The following is a 19,895-nucleotide window of genomic DNA, read 5'->3' as shown; positions in this document are numbered from 1 at the left end:
GGTGAGGCGAGGGCATCGGGCTGTGTCGCTCCCTTTGGACCGGACCGTCCAGTCGGCCGTGGACCAGTTCACCACGGCGGAAACTTGAGTCTCCCTGATCCGCCCGGTCAGGGGAAGCGGACGAAAGGTCCGCTTCCCACCGGTCCGGCAGCCGGGTTCTCACCGTTTCCCCGGCCGGGCAGGATGGGCGGGTGCGGTTTTGCTACCACATCCAGAGCCACCGGTCCCCCGAGCAGGTGAACCGGCTGGTCCACGCGGTCAAGCGGTACAGCCCTGGCTGCGTCGTCCACATCAGCCACGACGTCAACGGCACGCCGTTGGACCTCACCGAGCTGCGTTCCCTGCCGGATGTCGTGATTCAGACACATGAGGGCGGCTACGGTGACTTCAGCCACGTGGACCGCTACATGGCGGCAGTGGACTGGCTGAACGCCGAGGGCGTACGGGTCGACTGGCTGGTGAACATCACCGGACAGGACTACCCGATCCGGCCGCTCGGGCAGTGTGAGGCGGAGCTGGTCGGCTCGGGCGCGGACGGGTTCATGGAGTACTGGGACGCATACGGGCCGGAGAGCCACTGGCCGCGCAGCCGGGTCCACTCCAGGTACCACTTCCAGCACCGCCGGCTGCTCCCGCTCAGCTCGCGCGGCAAGCGGCTGCTCCGCCCGATCCAGGCGGTCAACCGGGTGCAGCCGCTGGTCCGGGTGCACGTGTCGTACGGGCTGGCGGTCGGCCGCCGGGCGCGTACCCCGTTCGGGCCCGACCTGCGGCTGCACGGCGGGTCGGCGTTCTCGTCGCTGAGCTGGCCCGTGGTGGCCTACCTGCGGGAGTACTTCGACCGGCGGCCCGACGTGGTGGCCTACTTCCGCCGCTGCCTGTCCCCGGTCGAGGCGGTCTTCCAGACCATCGTGTGCAGCACGGACCGGTTCAACCTGGTGCCCGACTGCAAGCGCTACTTCGACTTCCGCGACAGCACCTTCAACCACCCGAAGTCGCTCACCGCCGAGGACCTGCCCCGCGCGCTGGCCAGCCGGGCGCACTTCGCCCGCAAGTTCGACTACGAGGCCGCCCCGGAGCTGCTCGACACGCTCGACGCCCACCTGGCCGCCGCCGCGGGACGGTGAGGGCCCGTCAGCGGTAGCCGTAGCGGCGGCGCAGCGGCCAGGTCATCGCGCCGACCAGCCGGCGGCGGCCCGGGGCGTACTCGCGGCGCCACTTCTCGTCCAGCGACAGGCTGATCGCGCCGGTGCGCATCCGGATCCGCCCGCCGGCCACCGCGTGCGAGCCGGCCTGCTCGAACTCGTTGTCCCGCAGGAACGCGAGCGGGTCCACCACGCCGGTCACGTCGGCGGTGAGCGCGGCGATCCGGCCCAGCTCGCCGCGCGGGTCGCGGACCAGGTCCTCGTACCGGACGACGACCCTGGGCACCCCCGACCGGGCGAGGGCGGCAACCATCGCGTTGACCGTGACCCAGCGCCGGGCGGTCAGCCGCGCCGAGCGCTGGTTCATCCGGCCCTTCGCCGAGGTCCCCTCGGGCAGCTCGACCACCTGGCTCCAGGAGTACGCGACCCCGCGCGGGTCGCGCAGGACGTGCACCAGCCGCAGGTCGATCTCGGGGGCCCGGGCCAGGATGTACGCCAGCGACGGGCGCTTGGTCGAGTCGACCACCACCTGCGCCCCGGACACCTCCGCCACCGCCCGGTAGAGCCGGCTGAGCAGCTCGGTGTAGCGGTCCAGGTCGCGCCGGAAGGCCGGGGACAGGCCGGGGTTCAGGATCAGCGGCAGTCGCGCCGTCGCGTCCACCCGGCGTTGCAGCGCCCGTACGTCGGCCACGTCGATCCGCGACCACCCGCCGTACGCCCGCCGGCCGACCTCGCCCCAGAACGGGCAGGCGTCGAAGTGCTCCCCGCAGGCGCACCGGAAGTTCCGCTCGACGCCGGACTGCCACAGGTAGAACAGCTCGCCGACGTCGCAGTGCCCGACGAACTGGCCGAGCATCAGGTCGAGCAGCGTGGACCCGCTGCGCGGCATGCCGCAGACGTAGAGGACGGTGACGGGGGCGGTGCTCGACTCGCCGCCGGCCTGCTCTGCCTCGGACACCTGGCCGGTCATGCGCGATCCCTCTCGTCGGCTGCGATCTCCAGCGGCAGTCTAGGTGCGACGGACGGAGCCGGGGATTGGCGGAAGGGTCCGCAGCCAACCATCCGACAGTCCCGATGATGGGGAGAGCTATTTATGTTCGCGGTCGGGCGTCGATAGATTGTGGCGGCGTCGCTCGACCGTCCCCGGTGACCGGTCGGGGCGGTGACCGGGGGCCGTGGGAGGCGGGTGGACGTGGATTCTGGTGAAGTGATGCTCGTCGGCTCCAGCGGCGGGCATCTCGCCCAGCTGGTGGCGCTCGAGCCGTGGTACCGCGACCGGTCCCGCTCCTGGGTCACCTTCGACACCCCGGACGCCCGCTCGCTGCTCGACGGCGAGGACGTGGTCTGGGCGCACCACCCGACCACCCGGAACGTGAAGAACCTCCTGCGCAACCTCTGGCTCGCGGTCCGGGTGTTCCGCGGGCGGGAGGTGGCCGCGGTGGTCACCACCGGGGCGGGTGTCGCCGTCCCGTTCGTGGTGGTGGCCCGGCTGCGCCGCATCCCCACCGTCTACATCGAGGTGTACGACCGGATCGACACCCCGACGCTCTCCGCCCGACTGTGCCGGCCCTTCCTCTCCGCGATGCTCGTGCAGTGGGAGGAGCAGCGCCGGCTGTACCCGAAGTCGACCGTGGTGGGAAACCTTCTGTGACCCCGCCGATTCCCCGCCCGCGCGCGGCCTCGCCGGAGCAGCGCACCGTTCTCGCCATGGTCGGCACCGACGTGCACCGGTTCGACCGGCTCGTCGAGTGGCTGGAGCGCTGGCACGCCGGCCTGGCGGGCAGCGTCCCCGAGGTCCGGCTCGTCGTCCAGTACGGGCGCAGCCGCGCCCCCCGGCTGCCCGACGCGGTGCCGTTCCTGGCCCACGAGGAGCTCCAGCGGGCGATGACCGAGGCGGATCTCGTGGTCTGTCACGGCGGCCCGGCCACCATCACCGAGGCGCGCCGGCACGAGCACCTGCCGATCGTGGTGCCCCGGGACCCGGCCCACGACGAGCACGTCGACAACCATCAGCAGCTCTTCGCGCGCCGGCTCGGCGCGGCCGGGATGGTCCGGCTGGTCGAGTCGGAGGCGGACCTGGTCGAGGCGCTGGACAAGGGCGTCGCCGACCCGCAGGCGTACGCCCTGACCGCCGATCCGGACCGGCCCGACCCCCGGGTGGCGGCCGCGACGGCGGTCGGCCGGATCGTGGAGGACCTGGTCTGTGGCCGGCGGGTGCCGAGGCAGCGGCGGTGGTGGGGGTGAGCGCCCGGGTGCTGTTCGTGGGCGGGCTGGGCCGCAGCGGCTCCACCCTGCTCGAACTGGTCCTGGCCCAGCACCCCGACGTCTGCGCCGTCGGCGAGGTGGTGCACCTGTGGGAGCGGGCGCTCGGCGGCGACGAGCGGTGCGGCTGCGGGGAGCGCTTCTCGGCCTGCGACTTCTGGCAGCGGGTCGGGGAGCACGCCTTCGGCGGCTGGTCGGCGGTCGACCGCGCCGAGGTGCTCGCGCTGAAGGACGCCGTCGACCGGACCCGGCACATCCCCCGGCTGGCCCGGGGCGAGCTGTCGGCCGGGCAGCTCGACCAGGTGCGCCGGTACGCCGACCTCTACACCCGGATCTACGCCGCCGCGATGGCCGTGACCGGCGCGCAGACCGTCGTCGACTCCAGCAAGCACGCCTCGACGGCGTTCGCCCTGCGCTGGGCGGACGACCTCGACCTGCGGGTGGTGCACCTGGTCCGGGACAGCCGGGCCGTGGCGTACTCGTGGGCGAAGCAGGTGCGCCGGCCCGAGGTGGTCGACGCCGAGGCGTACATGCCCACCTTCTCCCCGGTCACCGTGAGCAAGCTGTGGACGGCGCAGAACGCGGCGTTCCACCTGCTCGCCACCCGCGCCCCGGTGGTCCGGCTGCGCTACGAGGACTTCACCGCCGACCCGCGCGGCACGGTCGCCCGGGTCCGCCGCTTCGCCGGCCTGGCCGACGACCCCGGCGCGCTGCGGGTGCTGGACCCGTCGCCCCCACCGCTGCGAAGGGCGCACAGCATCGCCGGGAACCCGCTGCGGTTCAACTCGGGGCCGCTGCGGGTGCGGCAGGACGACGCCTGGCGGACGGCCCTGCCGTCGCGCAGCCGGGCGGTGGTGAGCGCCGCGACGCTGCCGCTGCGGCTGCGGTACGGATACGTCGGCCTCGGCCGGCCCGGTTCCACGGAGGCACGATGACCGAGCCGACGACCAGCACCGGCGCCCCGTCGGTGACCGCGGTGGTCCCCACCCGGGACCGCCCGGAGCTGCTGCGCAAGGCCCTCGACGCGATCCTCGGCCAGGACCACCCCGGCCCGGTCGACGTGGTGGTCGTCTACGACCAGTCCGAGCCGGACCGCTCGCTGGCCGACGACCCCCGGGTCACCGTCCTGGTCAACGAGCGCGCCCCGGGCCTGGCCGGCGCCCGCAACACGGGAATCCTGGCGGCGACCGGCGAGCTGGTGGCGTTCTGCGACGACGACGACGAGTGGCTGCCCGGCAAGCTCGCCGCGCAGGTGGCCGCCCTCGACGCCGCGCCCGACGGCTCGTTCGTGAGCTGCGGCATCCGGGTCGACTACGACGGCCGCCAGGTCGACCGGGTGCTGCCGGTGAGCCGGGTGCCGCTGGCCGCCCTGCTGCGGGACCGGCACACCGAGCTGCACCCGTCCACCTTCCTGATCCGGCGGGACGCCCTGCTCGACGGGATCGGGCTGGTCGACGAGGAGATCCCGGGCAGCTACGCGGAGGACTACGAGTTCCTGCTCCGGGCCGCCCGGCACGCTCCGCTGGTCAACCTGGCCGAGCCGTACGTGACGGTGCGCTGGCACAAGCGGTCGTACTTCGCGCAGCGCTGGGAGACGATCTCGACCGCGTTGCAGTGGCTGCTCGGCCGGTACCCGGAGTTCGCCACGGTGCCGCACGGCGAGGCGCGGGTCAGCGGGCAGATCGCCTTCGCCCAGGCGGCGCTGGGCAACCGGGGGGAGGCCGTCCGGTGGGCCCGGCGCACGCTGTCCCGTAACCCCCGGGAGCCGCGCGCGTACCTGGCCCTGGCCGTGGCCAGCCGGGCCGTCGACCCCGACCGCGTCCTGCGTACGCTGCACAAGCGCGGCCGGGGGATCTGAGCCTCAGGCGGCGGCGCACCAGGCCCGCCACGCCTCCCGGCTCGGCGCGTCGGTGAGCCGGAAGTCGCCGTCCGGGACCTGGTAGTCGTAGTACGCCACCCACAGCGGGCGCTGGGCGTCGAGGTACCGGCTCATCGCCCGGATCCAGGCGGCCCGCCCGGCGCCGGCGTCCCCGGGGATCCGCAGGCTGCCGGTCTCGGCGAGCCCCCAGGGCTTGCTCAGCGCCCGCGACTTCGCGATCATCGGCCCGAACACCTGCTCGGGGGCGGTGTAGCGGCCGTACTTGCCGCCGCTGTTGTAGCAGTCCCAGCCGAGCACGTCGACGGCGTCGCCGCCCGGCCAGTAGTGCTCGAAGGTGCGCCCGGAGCGGGGGTTCAGCGTCCAGCACATCAGGATCAGGGTGGACCGCAGCCGGCCGTTGCCGGCCTGGTCGGCGAGGCGGGCGAGCCGCTGCCACGCCGCCCGGTACTGGGCGGCCGTGTACGCGCCCCGGGCGATGTCGTCCTCCGGCTCGTGGAAGTACGACCAGTAGACGTCCAGGTCGCGGGGGACCGAGGCGAACCAGGCGGACAGCCGGGAGTCGTGCCGCCCGGCCGCCACCTCCGCCGGGGCGGCCTTGAACGAGACCACCACGGTCCGGCCGGCGACGTCCGCGCGGCTGCCGCGCCAGGTCGGCGGCAGGCCGGGGTAGAAGACCCGGACCATGCGCAGCGGCCCGTACGCCCGGTCGGAGCGGGCCAGCGCGGCCGCGAAGCTCTCCCCGTCGAGCAGGTGGATGCCGGCCCCCGGCAGGGTGTTGCGGCCACCCGGGAACCCGCCGGACGACGCGCCGCCGCTGGCGCTCGGGCTGGACGAGACGGACGGGCTCGGGTTGCTGCCGAAGCCCTGGGACCCGCTCGGGGTCGGCCGGGCGCCCGGCGCCGCCGGGCCGAGGCCCGCGTCGTGGCTGGCGTCGGTGGCCACCGGGGCCGGCTGGCCGGGCAGGTCGCCGTTGGTGGCCAGGGCGACGGTGACGTTCAGCACCACCACCCCGGCGGCCACCGGCAGCAGCCACCAGCGGCCCGACCGGCGACGTGGGGACGGGCCGGGGGCGGCCGGCGCGGGGGCGCTGGTGGGTGCGGCGGTGGGGCCGGGACTCATGACACTCCTCGGCTCGGGCGGCGTCAGGCCCGCCGGTCGGACCGACCCGGTGGGCTCTGCTACTGCAACGACCGATCATCGGCCGTGGTGCGCCAGCGCGGCGGCGGCGCCGGACCGGCGGGTCAACGGTAGCGGTCAATGGCCGCCAGTAGGGTGTCCGCGTGCTCCGGCCGGCAGACCAACAGGTCCGGAAGGCGGGGGTCGTCCCGGTTGTAGCGCAGCGGCGAGCCGTCGATCCGGGAGGCGTGCATGCCGGTGCCGAGGGCGACCGCGACCGGGGCGGCCGAGTCCCACTCGTACTGGCCCCCGGCGTGCACGTACGCGTCGACCTCGCCCGTCACCACCGCGCAGACCTTCACTCCGGCCGAGCCCATCGGCACCGCCCGGGCGCCGATCCCGGCGACCAGCTCGCTGACGAACGCGGGCGGGCGGGTGCGGCTGACCGCGATCCGCAGCGGCCCGTCGACCGGGGGCGCGGCGGGCTCCCGGGTGCCGAGGACCAGCGGCTCGCCGTGCTGGGTGGTCCGGGCCGGCATGCCGACCGCGCCGGCGACCAGCGCACCGTCCGGCGCGGCGGAGCGCTGCCAGAGCGCCACGTGCACCGCCCAGTCGGTGCGGCCGGACTCGGAGAACTCCCGGGTGCCGTCCAGGGGGTCGATGATCCAGACCCGGTCCGCGTCGAGCCGGGCCGGCCTGTTTCCGCCGGCCCAGGCCCGCCGGCTGTCCGCCTGCTCCTCGGAGAGCACCGCGTCGGCCGGCCGCCAGCGGGCCAGCGCCGTCGTCATCAGGTCGTGGGAGACCTTGTCGCCGGCGTCCTTGAGCGCCGCCGGGTCGGCGAAGCCCTGCGTCTCGCGCAGCGCCGTCAGCGCGGCGCCGGCACGCCCGGCCAGCCACTCGGCGAATGCCTGGTCGTCGCGGCGGCCCGTCCCGTCCTCGATCACGTGAACCTCATCACTTCTTCGGCGTCACCAGCGCTCCATCCTTCGGGGGCTGTCGGGACATGGCCAGACACCGGTCCGATTGCCGACAAACGGAAGCGCCGTTCAGCTGCGCCGCCGCCGACCCCCGCCGATCGGCTGCCCGCATGTTGAACTTGGCGTGTATGCCGGCCGGACCGCCCCGGCCAGGCCCTAGGCTCGTCCGCATGACCGCCGAGCAGCTGATCTCGTTCGCCCGTGGGGCTCCCTCGCTGGACATCGTGGATATCGAGGGGCTCAAGGCCGCCGCCGTCCGCGCCTTCGACGCCGACCCCGCCGGGATCACGGCGTACGGCACCTCCGTCGGATACCCGCCCCTGCGGAGGTGGATCGCCGAGAAGCACGGCGTCGAGCCCGCCCAGGTGCTGGTCACCAACGGTTCGCTCCAGGCCGACGCATTCCTCTTCGACCACCTCGTACGCCCCGGCGACGCGGTCGTGGTCGAGCGCCCGACGTACGACCGGACCCTGCTGAACCTGCAGCGGATGGGCGGCGAGATCCACGGCGTGTCGATCCAACCCGACGGCCTCGACACCGCCGAGCTGCGCAAGCTGCTGGAGTCTGGGGTCCGGCCCCGGCTCGCGCACGTCATCCCGAACTACCAGAACCCGGCCGGGGTCACCCTGTCGCTGGAGAAGCGGCGGGAGCTGCTCGACCTGGCCGCCGAGTACGACTTCACGATCTTCGAGGACGACCCGTACGCCGACATCCGGTTCCGGGGCGAGCCGCTGCCGTCGATGCTCTCGCTGGACACCCGTGGCCTCGTGGTGCACGCCTCCAGCTTCACCAAGACGGTCTGCCCCGGCGTGCGGGTCGGCTACCTGGTCGGGCCGGCGGACCTGATCGCCGAGATCGCGAGGAAGGCCACGAGCCTCTACATCTCCCCGGGCATGGTCTCCGAGGCGATCGTGCACCAGTTCTGCGTCTCCGGCGACATCGCCCGCTCGATCGAGACGGTCAGCACGGCGCTGGGCGAGCGGGCCCGGGTGCTCGCCGAGTCGCTGCGCCGGCACATCCCGCAGGCGCGGTTCGTGGAGCCGGACGGCGGCTACTTCCTCTGGGTGGAGCTGCCGGAGGACGTGGATGTCGACCGGCTCACCCCGGCCGCCGCCGAGCGGGGCGTCGCGGTCGTCAAGGGCAGCGACTTCGTCCTCGACGGCGGCAGGCACGCGCTCCGGCTGGCCTTCTCGGCGGTCACGGCTGACCGGATCGACGAGGGCGTACGGCGGCTGGCGGAGGCGATGGAAGCCGTCCGGGGCTGATTTCCTGTCGGATTTCCGACAGAATGGCGATGCTGGCCGGCTCAGGGCTCCCGCCCGGCCGGCCGGCGGCCCACAATGCTGCGAGCGCCACTCACCTCGGCCGCCGGGCCGACCTGCCCCGATGCGGGTGCCCACCCCGGCCGCCGGTGACCAGCGGCGCGCTCAGCACAACCCCCGCCCCCAAAGGGCGCCGGGTGGGCCGTGTCGCCCCCTCACCCCCCGACGCGGCCCGGCCCGCCCGGCGCCAACCAGCAGACCGAACGGGTCCCGGCCCGACGCGGTCCGCGCGGCGCCAACCGCCCGGTCGACCGTCGGCCCGGCCTGTCCGAGCGCGATGCCGGCAGGGCCGCGCGCGGCGGGCGTACCCTGCAACGCGCGGCATGGGGCCGCCACGCGCAGCGCGGGAAGGGGGTCGCCATGACGGACCGGGTGGAGCGGAGCCGGGACGCGTCGCCGGACGGGGGGCGGGTGATCAAGCCCCGGGCCTGGGCGCCAGTCCGGGCCATGACCCGCATCCTGAACGCCGACGGCAGCCAGCGCACCCCCGAGCCGGCCGGTCCCGGCCGCAGCGCCGTCGTGGACTGCGGGCTCTACGTCAAGGGCAGGCGGCAGCCCGGCGAGTGCCACTACGCCGAGGCGCTCGCCGTCGCCCGCAGCCGGAACGGATTCGTCTGGCTCGGCCTGCACGAGCCCGAGCTGGCCGAGATGACCGAGATCGCCGCGACCTTCGGCCTGCACGAACTGGCCGTCGAGGACGCGGTCAAGGCCCAGCAGCGGCCCAAGCTGGAGCGCTTCGGCGACGTCAGTTTCCTCGTGCTGCGCACCGCGCGATACTGCGAGCACGCCGAGCTGACCGAGAACTCGGAGGTCGTCGAGACCGGACAGGTGATGCTCTTCATCGGCCCGCACTTCCTGATCAGCGTCCGGCACGGCGACGCCTGCCGGCTCTCTCCCGTCCGGGCCGACCTGGAGGCCAGGCACGAGCTGCTGGCGCACGGCCCGTGGGCGGTGGCGTACGCCATCACCGACCGCGTCGTCGACCTCTACCTGGAGGTGGCCGACCGGCTGGAGGACGACCTGGACGTGCTGGAGGCCGACGTGTTCGACCGGCAGAGCAGCGGTCGGATCCAGCGGATCTACCAGATGAAGCGGGAACTGGTCGAGTTCAAGCGGGCGGTGGTGCCGCTGCAACGGCCGCTGCTGACTCTCACCGCCGAGGTCAACCGGCAGGTCCCGGAGGAGGTGCGGCGCTACTTCCGGGACGTGCAGGACCACCTCAGCCGCACCGTCGAGCAGGTCAACTCGTACGACGACCTGCTCAACTCGATCCTCCAGGCGCGGCTGGCGCAGGTCACCGTCGACCAGAACAACGACATGCGCAAGATCGCGTCCTGGGCGGCTATCGCCGCGGTCTGGACCGCGATCGCCGGCATCTACGGCATGAACTTCGAGAACATGCCCGAGCTGAAGATGACGTACGGCTATCCGGTCGTCCTCGCCCTGATGCTGGCCGTCTCGCTCACCCTCTACCGCTGGCTCCGCCGCAACGGCTGGCTGTAGGGGCCCTGCTCGACGCCCGCGGTGGAGAAGGAACCTTCTCCACCGCGGGTAGTGGTCGTCGCCGCGCTCCCGGCGCTGTTCCGGCGGTCAGCGCCGGCCGCCGGACCGGGTCTGGTCCTGCTTGCCCAGCGCCTTGCCGAGGTCGTCGGCCGGGCGGCCCGAGGCGTCCCGGGCGCCCTCCGCGACCGAGGGGACCTTGTCGGTCGGCCGCGCGGTCGGCTTGCCGCCCGGCTTCGTGGTGGAGGCACCGTCGCCGCCCGCCACCGCCGAGCTGCCGGCACCGGCCGGCCGGGCGCCGCCGTCCGGGCCGCTCGCGGCCGCGGAGCCTCCGGCCGGGCCGCTCGCGGCCGGGGAGCCGCTCGACCCGGTGGGTGCCCCGGGCCTGTCGCCGTTGGCCGACGGGGTCTGCACGACCAGGGTGTCCACCTCGTCGCGCGCCGGCTCGATCGCGACGGTCGGGTCGTACTCGGTCCACTCCTGCCGCTCGCGGCGGCGGCGCATCGCCATCGCGCCGGCCAGCCCGGCGACCGCCCCGGCGGCGAACAGGCCCGTCATCATTCGGCCGCCCCGCCGCGACTTCCGCTTCCCGGCCTTGAGGTTCCTGGCCTTGGCCTTCCGGGTCACCGCGGCCTGCTTCGCGGCGGCGGCCCTCCTGCCCGCGGTGGCCCGACCGGCGGCCTCGGCCTGCGCGTTGCGCACGGCCAGGGCCAGCGGAGCGAGCGCCGCGGCCGTCGACGCGAGGCCGTTCGACGCCCGGTCGCGCACCATGACGGCGGTCGGCGCGACGACGCTCCGGGCCGCCTGGACCCGCGGGCCGACCGTGGCGCCGGCACCCTTCGCCGCGTACGTTGCCGCCTGCCGCAGGTGACCGATGCCCAGGTTCAGCTCGGCCCTGGCCAACTGCCCCCGGGTCTTGCGCCGCCCGATTCCAAACACGGTCCCACCTCCTGGGAGTTGTTCCTCCGTCATCCTCCACCTTCGGATGCCTCCGCACTGCCAGAACGGGCACATGGGAGGATCCGCATGGAACTGACCAACGAGTGAGGAGTACCCGTGGGCGAGGCTGTCTACGCCACACTGCACACCAACGCTGGCCCGATCAGGCTGGAGCTCTTTCCCAACCACGCCCCGAAGACGGTCCGCAACTTCGTGGACCTGGCCGAGGGCAACCAGGAGTACATCGACCCGCGTACGGGTCAGCCGGGCAAGGGGCCGTACTACGACGGCACCATCTCGCACCGGGTGATCAGCGGCTTCATGATCCAGATGGGCGACCCGACCGGCACCGGCCGTGGCGGCCCCGGCTACAAGTTCGCCGACGAGTTCCACCCGGACCTGCGCTTCGACCGGCCGTACCTGCTCGCCATGGCGAACGCCGGGCCGGGCACCAACGGCTCGCAGTTCTTCATCACGGTCGCGCCGACGCCGCACCTCAACAACCGGCACACCATCTTCGGCCAGGTGGCCGACGAGGCGTCGGCGAAGGTGGTGGACTCGATCGCCAACACCCCGACCGGCCCGAGCGACCGTCCGCTGCAGGACGTCGTCATCGAGCGCGTCGAGATCGAGCGCAACCCGGCCTGACGCGCCCGCGAGGTACCTTTGCTCGCATGACTGAGCGCCCCGCCGGCACCGGGAGGCAGCGGCCGTGAGTGAGTCCCCGCCGACCACCCCGGCCTGCTACCGGCACCCCGGCCGGGAGACGTACATCCGGTGCACCCGCTGCGACCGGCCGATCTGCCCGGACTGCATGCGGGACGCCTCCGTCGGGCACCAGTGCCCCGAGTGCGTGAACGAGGGACGCCGTAGCGTGCGGCCGGCGCGTACCGCCTTCGGTGGCGGTGCGGCCGGCCGCCTCGGCTACGTCACCAAGACCCTCATCGCGCTGAACGTCCTGCTGATGATCCTCTCCATCGCCTCCGACCGGGGCGGGGACGCGGCGGCCGGCGGCGCGGGCTTCGGTGGCCTGATGGGCGGCAGCACCCCGCTGACCGACTGGGGCTCGGTGCTCGGCCAGGCCCTCTTCCCGGACGGCAGCGTGCACGGCATCGCGCACGGCGAGTGGTACCGCCTGGTCACCGCGATGTTCCTGCACTACGGCGTGGTGCACCTGCTGCTCAACATGTGGGCGCTCTGGGTGCTCGGCCGGTCGCTGGAGGCCAACCTCGGTCCGCTGCGCTTCCTCGCCCTGTACCTGGTCGCCGGGCTCGGCGGGAACGTGGCCGCCTACCTGTTCAGTCCCGAGAACGGCACCACGGCCGGGGCGTCGACCGCCATCTTCGGCCTCTTCGCCGCGCTGATCGTGATCGAGCGCCGAATGGGGCGGAGCATCTCGTCCGTCCTGCCGATCCTGGTGATCAACCTCGTCTTCACCCTGACCGTGCCGGGCATCTCCGTCCCGGGTCACCTCGGCGGCCTGGTCACCGGCGGGGTGCTGGCCCTCGCGCTGGCGTACGCCCCCAGGTCCCGGCGCGGGCTGTTCCAGCTCGCCGGCGGCGCGGTCGTGGTCGTGGCGCTGCTCGGCCTGGCGCTCGTCCGCACGGCGATGCTGGTCGGCTGACCGGCGCAGCCCCGACGGGTATCCGCCCCGCGCCGCCGGCCAGACCGGGTGGGGCCCGGTCAGCGCGGCCCCGGGCGGGCCGCGCGCAGCGCCTCGGCCACCTCGCCCGGCGGGGCATCCAGGTCGTATCGGCCGAACAGGTGCAGCGAGTCGCCCGTGTCGATCTCCAGGACCTCGGTGGTCAGACCCAGCCGGGGCCGGCGGTCCACCGTGATCGCCTCGACCGAGCCCCAGTCGAGCCGCCGGCGGCCGGCGAACCCGCTGACCACCGTGATCCCCGCCGGATCGACGGCGAGCCGCACCGGCGCCAACAGGTCGCGTAGCGCCCAGCCGGCCAGCGCGGCGGCGGCCAGCCCCGCCAGCACGAGCCGCACCTGGTCGCCCTCGGCGAAGAGCAGCCCGAGCGCGACCAGGGCCGCAGCGCCGGCCAGCTTCAGGGCGGGCAGGGCGCGCGGCACCCGCCACTGCACCGCCGACGACTCCGGATCCAGCTCTGCTCGCACCGGTAAAGCATGCCCGACCCGCCCGAGCCTCGCGGGTCCGCAGGACCGGACGCGGGGCGGACGAGGGGACCGGGTAGGACGTAGTATCGGGGCAGCCAAGTTACCGGGGAGTAAACATGAGTGACGCGGTCATCGTCGGTGCGGTACGAACCCCGGTCGGGCGGCGCAAGGGCAGCCTCGCCGGCGTGCACCCGGTCGATCTCTCGGCCCACGTCCTGCGCGCCCTCGCCGAGCGCACCGGGATCGACCCCGAGCAGGTCGACGACGTGATCTGGGGCTGCGTGTCCCAGGTCGCCGAGCAGGCCTGGAACGTCGCCCGAAACGCCGTGCTCGCCGCCGGCTGGCCCGAGTCGGTCCCCGGCACCACGCTGGACCGGCAGTGCGGGTCGAGCCAGCAGTCCGTGCACTTCGCCGCAGCCACCGTCCTGTCCGGTCAGGCCGACCTGGTGGTGGCCGGTGGCGTCGAGTCGATGACCCGGGTGCCGATGGGCTCCAGCGTCGGCGACGCGATGCCGTTCAGCGACCAGATCCTCGACCGCTACCGCGGCGTCGAGGGCGTCGCGGAAGGTGCTCCGCTGCCGTTCAACCAGGGCGTCGGCGCCGAGCTGATCGCGGCCCGCTGGCGCTTCTCCCGCGCCCAGCTCGACGAGTACGCCCTGGCCAGCCACGTCAAGGCAGCCGCCGCCCAGGACGCGGGCGCGTTCGACCCGGAGCTGGCCCCGGTGGTCCTGCCCGACGGGGGCAAGTTCGCCGTGGACGAGAGCATCCGCCGGGACACCTCGCTGGAGAAGCTCGGCGAGCTGGCCACCCCGTTCCGTCCGGACGGCGTCGTCACCGCCGGCTCCGCGTCCCAGATCTCCGACGGCGCGGCGGCGCTCGCCGTGACCACGTCCGACTGGGCCAGCCGGCACGGCCTGCGTCCGCTGGCCCGGGTGCACACCGCCGTGGTCGCCGCCGACGACCCGGTCGCCATGCTCACCGCCCCCATCCCGGCAACCGCGAAGGCGCTGCGCCGCGCGGGGCTGGGTATCGAGGAGATCGGGGTGTACGAGGTGAACGAGGCGTTCGCCCCGGTCCCGCTGGCCTGGCTGGCTGAGACGGAGGCGGACCCGGAGCGGCTGAACCCGCGCGGCGGCGCCATCGCGCTCGGCCACCCGCTCGGCGCGTCGGGCGCGCGGATCATGACCACGATGCTCCAGCACATGCGGGACAACGGCATCCGCTACGGCCTCCAGACCATGTGTGAGGGCGGCGGCATGGCCAACGCCACCATCCTCGAGCTGCTCTGACCGGGCCTCTCCTTACACCAAAACGGACCGGGAGTGCGACTCAAGGGCGTGGAAGTTCCGCAACCCGGCGGTGACCCATATCACGTCGCCGTCGGCGGTCGTTGGGCAGGTCATGGACGTCTTCTCCCGAACGTTCCTCCCCGCGGCCGCCGAGACCGGGCTGGCGGTGCAGACCGCCAGCCGTCACATGCCGATCTTCCGCCGGTGCGTGGGCTCCGGCGACGCCACGGTTCTGGTCACCCGGTGCAGCCGCCCCGAGCGGCCGGTCGGCGAGTACCTGCTGCTGCTCACCCACCGGCGGCTCGTGGTCACCCGGCAGTCCCGGGTGCTGCACCGGCTGCGCCTGCACCTCAACGCCGAGTTGCGCGAGCTCAGCGACGTCACGTGGAGCCCCGACCCCCGGCTGCCCGGGGTGGAGTTGGCCGCCACCGCCATCGACGGGGTGCGGGAGCGGTTCCTCATCCGCACCCAGCACCCGAAGCAGGTGTGGCAGCTCGACACGCTGCTGCACCACGCGTTCCGTACCCGGCTGCGGACGCCGCGCGAGCGGCTCGTCGCCACGATCGGGGACCTGTCGGCCGGCCCGCGTGCCGGCGCGCCCCGGCCCGTCGTGGTGCACTGAGCCCGCGATCATGCACTGAGCCCGACCATGCACTGAGCCGGCACCGATCCTTACCTGATTCGAACACGCCCGACGTTCCGCGTCGGCGCCGGTCGGCAATCATGGGGCGGTGACCGTCGACGCACCCGGGCGCGGGCTGATCCTCCTCGTCGAGGACGAGCCGGCCATCGCCGACCTGGTCCGGCTCTACCTGGCCCGGGACGGCTTCGGCGTACACCGCGAGCGCGACGGCGACGCCGGCCTGGCCGCCGCCCGCCGGCTGCGCCCGGTGGCCTGCGTGCTCGACATCGCCCTGCCGGGCCTCGCCGGCACCGAGATCTGCCGGCGGCTGCGCGCGGCCGGCGACTGGACGCCCGTCATCTTCCTCACCGCCCGGGACGACGAGGTGGACCGGATCGTCGGCCTGGAACTCGGCGCCGACGACTACGTGACCAAGCCGTTCAGCCCGCGCGAGTTGGTCGCCCGGGTCCGCGCCGTGCTCCGCCGCGCGGCCGGCGCGCCCGAGACCGCCGAGCGGAGCCGGGTGGTCGGCCCGGTGACCCTCGACCCGACCCGCCGGACGGTGGCCGTGGCCGGTGCCCCGGTCCAGCTCACCTCCACGGAGTTCGACCTGCTCGCCCACCTGATGGCCCGCCCCGGCCGGGTGTTCACGCGCGAGGAACTGCTGGCCGGCGTCTGGGGGTACGCCGCACACGCCGGCACCCGTACCGTGGACGTGCACGTCGCGCAGGTCCGGGCCAAGCTGGGCGCGGCGGCCGGGGTGATCCGCACCCACCGGGGCGTCGGGTACGCCGCCGATGGTTGAGCACCCGCCGCCCGCGGACGGGCCCGGGGCGGCCTCGCCGGAGACGCCCGTCCCGGCTCAGCCGACCGTCGCGCTGCCGGTGATCGGCGCCCGTCCGACCGCGTCGCCGGGCCGCCGTCCCGGCCGTACGCTCACCGCGCGGGCGGTGCTGGTCACCTGCGCCGTGGCGCTCGTCTCGGTGCTGGTCACCGCGCTCGTGGCGGTGCCGCTCGCGGTGCGCGGGGCGGAGCGGCGCGACCAGGACGCCCTCGCCGCGCAGGCCCGGCTCGCCGCCGACGTGCTGCGCGTCCGGTCGGTACGGCAGCGGGACGCCGCCGGCGACCGGCTGATCCGCCAGCTCCGGGCGCAGAACGTCGACGTGTACGTCGTCCGGGCCGGCGCGGTCGACCGCGCAGGACTGCCCCGCCAGGTCGTGAACCGGGTCGCCGAGGGGCGCAACGTCTCCGGTCGACGGCTGGTGGCCGGCAAGCGCGCCCTGGTCGAGGGGCGGGCGCTGCCCGGCGGGGACGGCGTCGTGCTCACCCGCCCGGCCACCCCCGGGCTGTGGGGCAGGGTCCTGCTGAGCCTCTGGCTGCCGCTGCTCGCCGGACTCGCCGCCGGGCTGGCCGCCGGATCGCTGCTGGCCCGCCGGCTGGCCCGCCCGATCCGCACCGCCGCCACCGCCGCCGCCCGGCTCAGCGCCGGCGACCGGTCGGTCCGGGTGCCGGTCGAGCCGCCCGACGAGGTCGCCGAGCTGGCGCTCGCGCTGAACGGGCTGGCCGCCGCGCTGGCCACCAGCGAGGGGCGGCAGCGGGAGTTCCTGCTCTCCGTATCGCACGAGCTGCGCACGCCGCTCACCGCGATCCGCGGGTACGCCGAGGCGCTCGCCGACGGGGTGGTCGGCGCGGACGAGGCCCCGGACACCGGGCGGACCATGCTGGCCGAGGCCGAGCACCTGGACCGGCTGGTCCGCGACCTGCTCGCGCTGGCCCGGCTGGAGGCCGCCGACTTCCCGCTGGAGCCGGTGCCCGTCGACCTGGCCCGGCTGGCGGCGGACGCGGAGCGGACCTGGGCGGGCCGGTGCGCCGCCGTCGGGGTGCCGTTCCGCACGGAGATCGCCGACCGGCCCGTGCCGGCCTACACCGATCCGGGGCGGATCCGGCAGGTGGTCGACGGGCTGCTGGAGAACGCGCTGCGGGTCGTACCGCCGGGGGCGCCGGTGGTGCTCGCGGCCCGGCCGGCCGGTTCCGGTCCGGCCGCCGGCGGCGTGCTGGAGGTGCGCGACGGCGGCCCGGGCTTCACCGACGACGACCTGGCGGTGGCGTTCGAGCGCGGCGCGCTGCACCAGCGTTACCGGGGGGTGCGCAAGGTCGGCAGCGGGCTCGGCCTGGCGCTCGCCGCGGGACTGGTCCGCCGGCTCGGCGGGGAGATCGCCGCCGGGCACGCACCGGAGGGCGGGGCGGCGTTCACCGTCCGGCTGCCGGCGGATCCTTACCTGACCCGAACATCACGCTGACCTCGCCTGAGCCCCGACGCGCGACGCTGGGGACCAACCGACGGAAAGGGAGACTCATGGCACGTCACGGACTCGTCGCCGGCACCAGCGCGCTGCTCGCGGCGCTCGCGTTCGGCGTGGCCGGGTGCGGCCCGGCCGAGGTGACCGAAGCCGGCCGGCAGGAGGCCGCGGTCGAGGTGTCCGCCGCGCTGGGCGAGGACGGCCAGGCGTTGGCCGCGCTGGGCTTCGACCCCGGTGACCTGGACCTGGAGCGGGTCGCCGCGCCCGCGCCCGCCGCCTCGGGCGAGCCGTCGCCGAGCGCGGGGGAGAAGGCGAGGCGGGGCGAGCGGGCCGAGGAGTGGCGCAAGCGCCACCGGGCCCGGGTGCTGCTGCGCCGCGGCACGCTGCACGGCGAGGCGGTCGTGCGGACGAAGGACGGCGGTACGCGGACGGTGGCCGTCCAGCGCGGCGAGGTGACCGCGATCGACGGCGACTCGATGACCGTGAAGTCGACCGACGGCTTCACCATGACCTGGGCCTTCGGCGAGAACCTCCGGGTGGTCGAGCGGCGTACGACGATCCAGCCGAGCGCGGTCAAGGTCGGCACGACGGTCGGGGTGGCCGGCGCCAAGAACGGCGACACCGCAACGGCCCGCCTCGTCCTGATCAGGTGAAGGGCAGGTCCCCCGGCAACGCCTGGCGTTTCCAGGGGACCTGCCGACACGACCCCGGCCAGCCGGGTCAGCCCCGGCGCTGGTCAGTAGACGCGCGAGCCGATGAAGTCGTCGTGGCCGTAGCCGACCGGGTTGGCGAAGCTGCGCGACTCGAACGACCACTGCTGCCGGCTGCTGGTCGAGCAGGTGGCCAGCCGCAGCCGGGGCGTGCCCAGCAACGGGCTGTCGAACGCCACGCAGAGGTTGGCCGCGCCGGCCGGCTTGAGCTGGTTGCCGGCGAACACGAACTTCTGGTTGGCGCCGCCGTGGCAGTCGTGGATGTTGACCGTGGTGTTGGCGGTCAGCGAACCACCCGACACGTCGAGGCAGCGGTCGTGCGACAGTTCCGAGTGCAGCGACTGGCGCGTCGGGTCGTACCAGAAGCCCTGGTTACGGCCGCCGTGGCAGGCGTACGACTGCTGGACGGTGCCGTTTCGGGAGTCGTACCCCTTGCCGTCGACGCAGGTGCCGGTGGCCAGGTTGCGCAGTTGCCGGAACTCCATGAGCCCGCTGTACAGGACGCCGGCGCCGGTGCTGGCCGGGTCGACGCAGGTCGCCTGCTGCTGCCCGGAGTTCCAGAACTGGGTGATGCACTGGGCGAACATGCCGTGGCCCCGGAAGTTGGGGTGGAACGACTGGCGGGCCGCGTTCTCGTCCCAGATGCCGAGTTCGATGTAGAGGCCCCGTACCGAGGTGTTGTCGGTGCACACCTCGTGGCCGTGGAAGAGCCGGCTGGCGTCCAGGTAGCGGGTGCCGGTGTTGGCGGCGGCGGCGCGCAGCGCCGACTCGAACAGCGGCACCGCCTTGTTCCGGGCGAACGCCGTGTCGGCCAGGTAGAGCAGGCAGCCGCCCGAGTACCAGCCCGGGAAGTTCGGGTTGTCCTCGACGTCCGGGCTGGCGGGGCTCGGGTACGACATCAGCACCAGCTCGTAGTCCGAGCGCAGGTAGCCGGCGTTGGTCATGGTCTGCCGGATCGAGGTGAGCGCCTCCTCGACGGCCTGCCGGCTGCCGTCGGTGCGGACGGTCCACTGGTCGGTGTACGTCGGCCAGCAGGTGCCCATGAAGAACACCCGCCGCAGTGCGCAGTCGGTGGCCACCGGGCCGAACTGGATCGTGCCGTCGCCGTTGGCGCCGACGACCACCCAGATCAGCCTGACGCGCGTGTTGCGGGCTTTGATCGCCAGGTAGTCGCCCTGGTTCAGCTCGTCGTGCTGGGTCGGGCCACCGGCCACCAGGTTCCACGGCGTGGCCCCGGAGCACGCCAGGTTGTACTGCGTGTCGGACACGATGCCGGTACGGAACACGGCCTGGTCGTACGACCGGTCGCACCAGTTGCCCGGCTGGTGGGTGCCGGGGACGTAGTTGCCGACCCCCTCGCCGGAGATCTCGCTGTCGCCCATGGTGACCAGCGACGTGCGCCGCTGCTCGATCGGCCGGAGCTCGGGGCTGCCGTACAGGGCGGTGGCCTCGGTGGCGCGGACGGCTTCGAGGTTGGCGGGGAGCGGTTGGACGGGCGGTCGGTCGGCCGCGGCGGCGGGGGTGGCCGGCCCGGCGAGCATCGGCAGGACGAGCGCGGTGGCGAGGACGACGGCCAGGCTCCGTCGCCGGGACCGCCGGGCGCGCCTGGCGGGGGGACCAGACATCAGACGCACTCCTTCCACTCGATCGCGGGACGTCGACCGAGTTACCAGACGGTAACGCCTACGTCGATATATGTGAATACGTCTC

General features: G+C 74.1%; 20 protein-coding genes. 14 read left to right on the top strand and 6 right to left on the bottom strand.

Going from position 1 to position 19,895, the window contains the following annotated elements; translation table 11 throughout:
* The first annotated feature begins 191 nt into the window (after positions 1-191).
* Positions 192-1,124, top strand: coding sequence for a core-2/I-branching beta-1,6-N-acetylglucosaminyltransferase family protein (locus tag JD77_RS11390; RefSeq protein WP_145774222.1), 933 nt, complete (start codon positions 192-194; stop codon positions 1,122-1,124).
* Positions 1,125-1,131: 7 nt separating this feature from the next.
* Here JD77_RS11390 and JD77_RS11385 read toward each other — a convergent pair whose 3' ends face one another.
* A complete protein-coding gene (locus tag JD77_RS11385; RefSeq protein ID WP_145774221.1) occupies positions 1,132-2,112 on the bottom strand; it encodes a sulfotransferase family protein in 981 nt (326 codons plus the stop codon).
* Positions 2,113-2,352: 240 nt separating this feature from the next.
* Here JD77_RS11385 and JD77_RS11380 point away from each other — a divergent pair, with 240 nt between their 5' ends.
* Genes JD77_RS11380 through JD77_RS11365 form a run of 4 tightly spaced genes read left to right on the top strand, consistent with a single transcriptional unit; the run spans position 2,353 to position 5,262 of the window.
* Complete coding sequence (locus tag JD77_RS11380; RefSeq protein WP_145777531.1) at positions 2,353-2,793, top strand: glycosyltransferase family protein; 441 nt, start codon at positions 2,353-2,355, stop codon at positions 2,791-2,793.
* Between the two features lie 56 nt (positions 2,794-2,849).
* Complete coding sequence (locus JD77_RS11375; protein WP_145774220.1) at positions 2,850-3,386, top strand: glycosyltransferase; 537 nt, start codon at positions 2,850-2,852, stop codon at positions 3,384-3,386.
* Positions 3,374-4,339 carry a sulfotransferase family protein gene (locus JD77_RS11370; protein WP_145774219.1) on the top strand — a complete coding sequence of 322 codons (966 nt, stop codon included), beginning with the start codon at positions 3,374-3,376 and terminating at the stop codon, positions 4,337-4,339. Before JD77_RS11375 ends, JD77_RS11370 begins: the two co-directional genes overlap by 13 nt.
* Positions 4,336-5,262: a glycosyltransferase family 2 protein gene (locus JD77_RS11365; protein ID WP_145774218.1), complete on the top strand. Its 927-nt coding sequence runs from the start codon at positions 4,336-4,338 to the stop codon at positions 5,260-5,262. Before JD77_RS11370 ends, JD77_RS11365 begins: the two co-directional genes overlap by 4 nt.
* 3 nt (positions 5,263-5,265) lie before the next feature.
* On the opposite strand, the gene JD77_RS11360 is transcribed toward JD77_RS11365, so the two are convergent.
* Positions 5,266-6,402: a glycoside hydrolase family 26 protein gene (locus JD77_RS11360; protein WP_145774217.1), complete on the bottom strand. Its 1,137-nt coding sequence runs from the start codon at positions 6,400-6,402 to the stop codon at positions 5,266-5,268.
* 122 nt (positions 6,403-6,524) lie between these two features.
* A complete protein-coding gene (locus tag JD77_RS11355; protein ID WP_145774216.1) occupies positions 6,525-7,343 on the bottom strand; it encodes a 3'(2'),5'-bisphosphate nucleotidase CysQ in 819 nt (272 codons plus the stop codon).
* A gap of 203 nt (positions 7,344-7,546) precedes the next feature.
* Between JD77_RS11355 and JD77_RS11350 the strand changes: the two genes are divergently transcribed.
* Together JD77_RS11350 and corA are read left to right on the top strand one after the other, a co-directional pair.
* Positions 7,547-8,641 carry an aminotransferase-like domain-containing protein gene (locus JD77_RS11350; protein ID WP_145774215.1) on the top strand — a complete coding sequence of 365 codons (1,095 nt, stop codon included), beginning with the start codon at positions 7,547-7,549 and terminating at the stop codon, positions 8,639-8,641.
* Between the two features lie 417 nt (positions 8,642-9,058).
* The gene (corA, locus tag JD77_RS11345; RefSeq protein ID WP_145774214.1) at positions 9,059-10,201 is read left to right on the top strand and encodes a magnesium/cobalt transporter CorA; all 1,143 of its coding nucleotides are present in this window, start codon (positions 9,059-9,061) and stop codon (positions 10,199-10,201) included.
* 87 nt (positions 10,202-10,288) lie between these two features.
* Here the strand turns inward: corA and JD77_RS11340 are convergent, their stop codons facing one another.
* On the bottom strand, positions 10,289-11,170 hold the full coding sequence (locus JD77_RS11340; RefSeq protein WP_145774213.1) for a hypothetical protein: 882 nt from the start codon (positions 11,168-11,170) through the stop codon (positions 10,289-10,291).
* 84 nt (positions 11,171-11,254) lie between these two features.
* On the opposite strand from JD77_RS11340, the gene JD77_RS11335 reads away from it, so the two are divergent.
* The gene (locus JD77_RS11335) at positions 11,255-11,785 is read left to right on the top strand and encodes a peptidylprolyl isomerase (RefSeq protein WP_145774212.1); all 531 of its coding nucleotides are present in this window, start codon (positions 11,255-11,257) and stop codon (positions 11,783-11,785) included.
* A 64-nt stretch (positions 11,786-11,849) separates the two neighbouring features.
* The gene (locus JD77_RS11330) at positions 11,850-12,761 is read left to right on the top strand and encodes a rhomboid family intramembrane serine protease (protein ID WP_145774211.1); all 912 of its coding nucleotides are present in this window, start codon (positions 11,850-11,852) and stop codon (positions 12,759-12,761) included.
* 59 nt (positions 12,762-12,820) lie between these two features.
* Here the strand turns inward: JD77_RS11330 and JD77_RS11325 are convergent, their stop codons facing one another.
* On the bottom strand, positions 12,821-13,264 hold the full coding sequence (locus JD77_RS11325; RefSeq protein ID WP_145774210.1) for a PH domain-containing protein: 444 nt from the start codon (positions 13,262-13,264) through the stop codon (positions 12,821-12,823).
* A 116-nt stretch (positions 13,265-13,380) separates the two neighbouring features.
* Between JD77_RS11325 and JD77_RS11320 the strand changes: the two genes are divergently transcribed.
* The 5 genes from JD77_RS11320 (at position 13,381) to JD77_RS11300 (ending at position 18,128) form a co-directional block, all read left to right on the top strand.
* Positions 13,381-14,553 (top strand): thiolase family protein, encoded by a 1,173-nt coding sequence (locus tag JD77_RS11320; protein WP_145774209.1) that lies wholly within the window; start codon positions 13,381-13,383, stop codon positions 14,551-14,553.
* A gap of 112 nt (positions 14,554-14,665) precedes the next feature.
* Positions 14,666-15,175 carry a hypothetical protein gene (locus JD77_RS11315; RefSeq protein ID WP_145777530.1) on the top strand — a complete coding sequence of 170 codons (510 nt, stop codon included), beginning with the start codon at positions 14,666-14,668 and terminating at the stop codon, positions 15,173-15,175.
* A gap of 109 nt (positions 15,176-15,284) precedes the next feature.
* Positions 15,285-15,980: a response regulator transcription factor gene (locus JD77_RS11310; RefSeq protein ID WP_145774208.1), complete on the top strand. Its 696-nt coding sequence runs from the start codon at positions 15,285-15,287 to the stop codon at positions 15,978-15,980.
* The gene (locus JD77_RS11305) at positions 15,973-17,475 is read left to right on the top strand and encodes a sensor histidine kinase (protein WP_145774207.1); all 1,503 of its coding nucleotides are present in this window, start codon (positions 15,973-15,975) and stop codon (positions 17,473-17,475) included. Before JD77_RS11310 ends, JD77_RS11305 begins: the two co-directional genes overlap by 8 nt.
* Before the next feature lie 56 nt (positions 17,476-17,531).
* Positions 17,532-18,128 carry a hypothetical protein gene (locus tag JD77_RS11300; RefSeq protein WP_145774206.1) on the top strand — a complete coding sequence of 199 codons (597 nt, stop codon included), beginning with the start codon at positions 17,532-17,534 and terminating at the stop codon, positions 18,126-18,128.
* An 83-nt stretch (positions 18,129-18,211) separates the two neighbouring features.
* On the opposite strand, the gene JD77_RS11295 is transcribed toward JD77_RS11300, so the two are convergent.
* Positions 18,212-19,810 carry a ricin-type beta-trefoil lectin domain protein gene (locus JD77_RS11295; protein ID WP_145774205.1) on the bottom strand — a complete coding sequence of 533 codons (1,599 nt, stop codon included), beginning with the start codon at positions 19,808-19,810 and terminating at the stop codon, positions 18,212-18,214.
* Positions 19,811-19,895 lie beyond the last annotated feature (85 nt).

The organism is Micromonospora olivasterospora (assembly GCF_007830265.1).
Lineage (GTDB): Bacteria > Actinomycetota > Actinomycetes > Mycobacteriales > Micromonosporaceae > Micromonospora > Micromonospora olivasterospora.
This window is presented reverse-complemented; position numbering and strand designations above follow the sequence as displayed.

Coding starts and splice junctions, on each gene's coding strand:
- JD77_RS11385 (WP_145774221.1), bottom strand. CDS start 2,112: ATGACCGGCCAGGTGTCCGAGGCAGAGCAGGCCGGCGGCGAGTCGAGC.
- JD77_RS11380 (WP_145777531.1), top strand. CDS start 2,353: ATGCTCGTCGGCTCCAGCGGCGGGCATCTCGCCCAGCTGGTGGCGCTC.
- JD77_RS11375 (WP_145774220.1), top strand. CDS start 2,850: ATGGTCGGCACCGACGTGCACCGGTTCGACCGGCTCGTCGAGTGGCTG.
- JD77_RS11365 (WP_145774218.1), top strand. CDS start 4,336: ATGACCGAGCCGACGACCAGCACCGGCGCCCCGTCGGTGACCGCGGTG.
- JD77_RS11360 (WP_145774217.1), bottom strand. CDS start 6,402: ATGAGTCCCGGCCCCACCGCCGCACCCACCAGCGCCCCCGCGCCGGCC.
- JD77_RS11350 (WP_145774215.1), top strand. CDS start 7,547: ATGACCGCCGAGCAGCTGATCTCGTTCGCCCGTGGGGCTCCCTCGCTG.
- corA (WP_145774214.1), top strand. CDS start 9,059: ATGACGGACCGGGTGGAGCGGAGCCGGGACGCGTCGCCGGACGGGGGG.
- JD77_RS11340 (WP_145774213.1), bottom strand. CDS start 11,170: ATGACGGAGGAACAACTCCCAGGAGGTGGGACCGTGTTTGGAATCGGG.
- JD77_RS11320 (WP_145774209.1), top strand. CDS start 13,381: ATGAGTGACGCGGTCATCGTCGGTGCGGTACGAACCCCGGTCGGGCGG.
- JD77_RS11315 (WP_145777530.1), top strand. CDS start 14,666: ATGGACGTCTTCTCCCGAACGTTCCTCCCCGCGGCCGCCGAGACCGGG.
- JD77_RS11305 (WP_145774207.1), top strand. CDS start 15,973: ATGGTTGAGCACCCGCCGCCCGCGGACGGGCCCGGGGCGGCCTCGCCG.
- JD77_RS11300 (WP_145774206.1), top strand. CDS start 17,532: ATGGCACGTCACGGACTCGTCGCCGGCACCAGCGCGCTGCTCGCGGCG.
- JD77_RS11295 (WP_145774205.1), bottom strand. CDS start 19,810: ATGTCTGGTCCCCCCGCCAGGCGCGCCCGGCGGTCCCGGCGACGGAGC.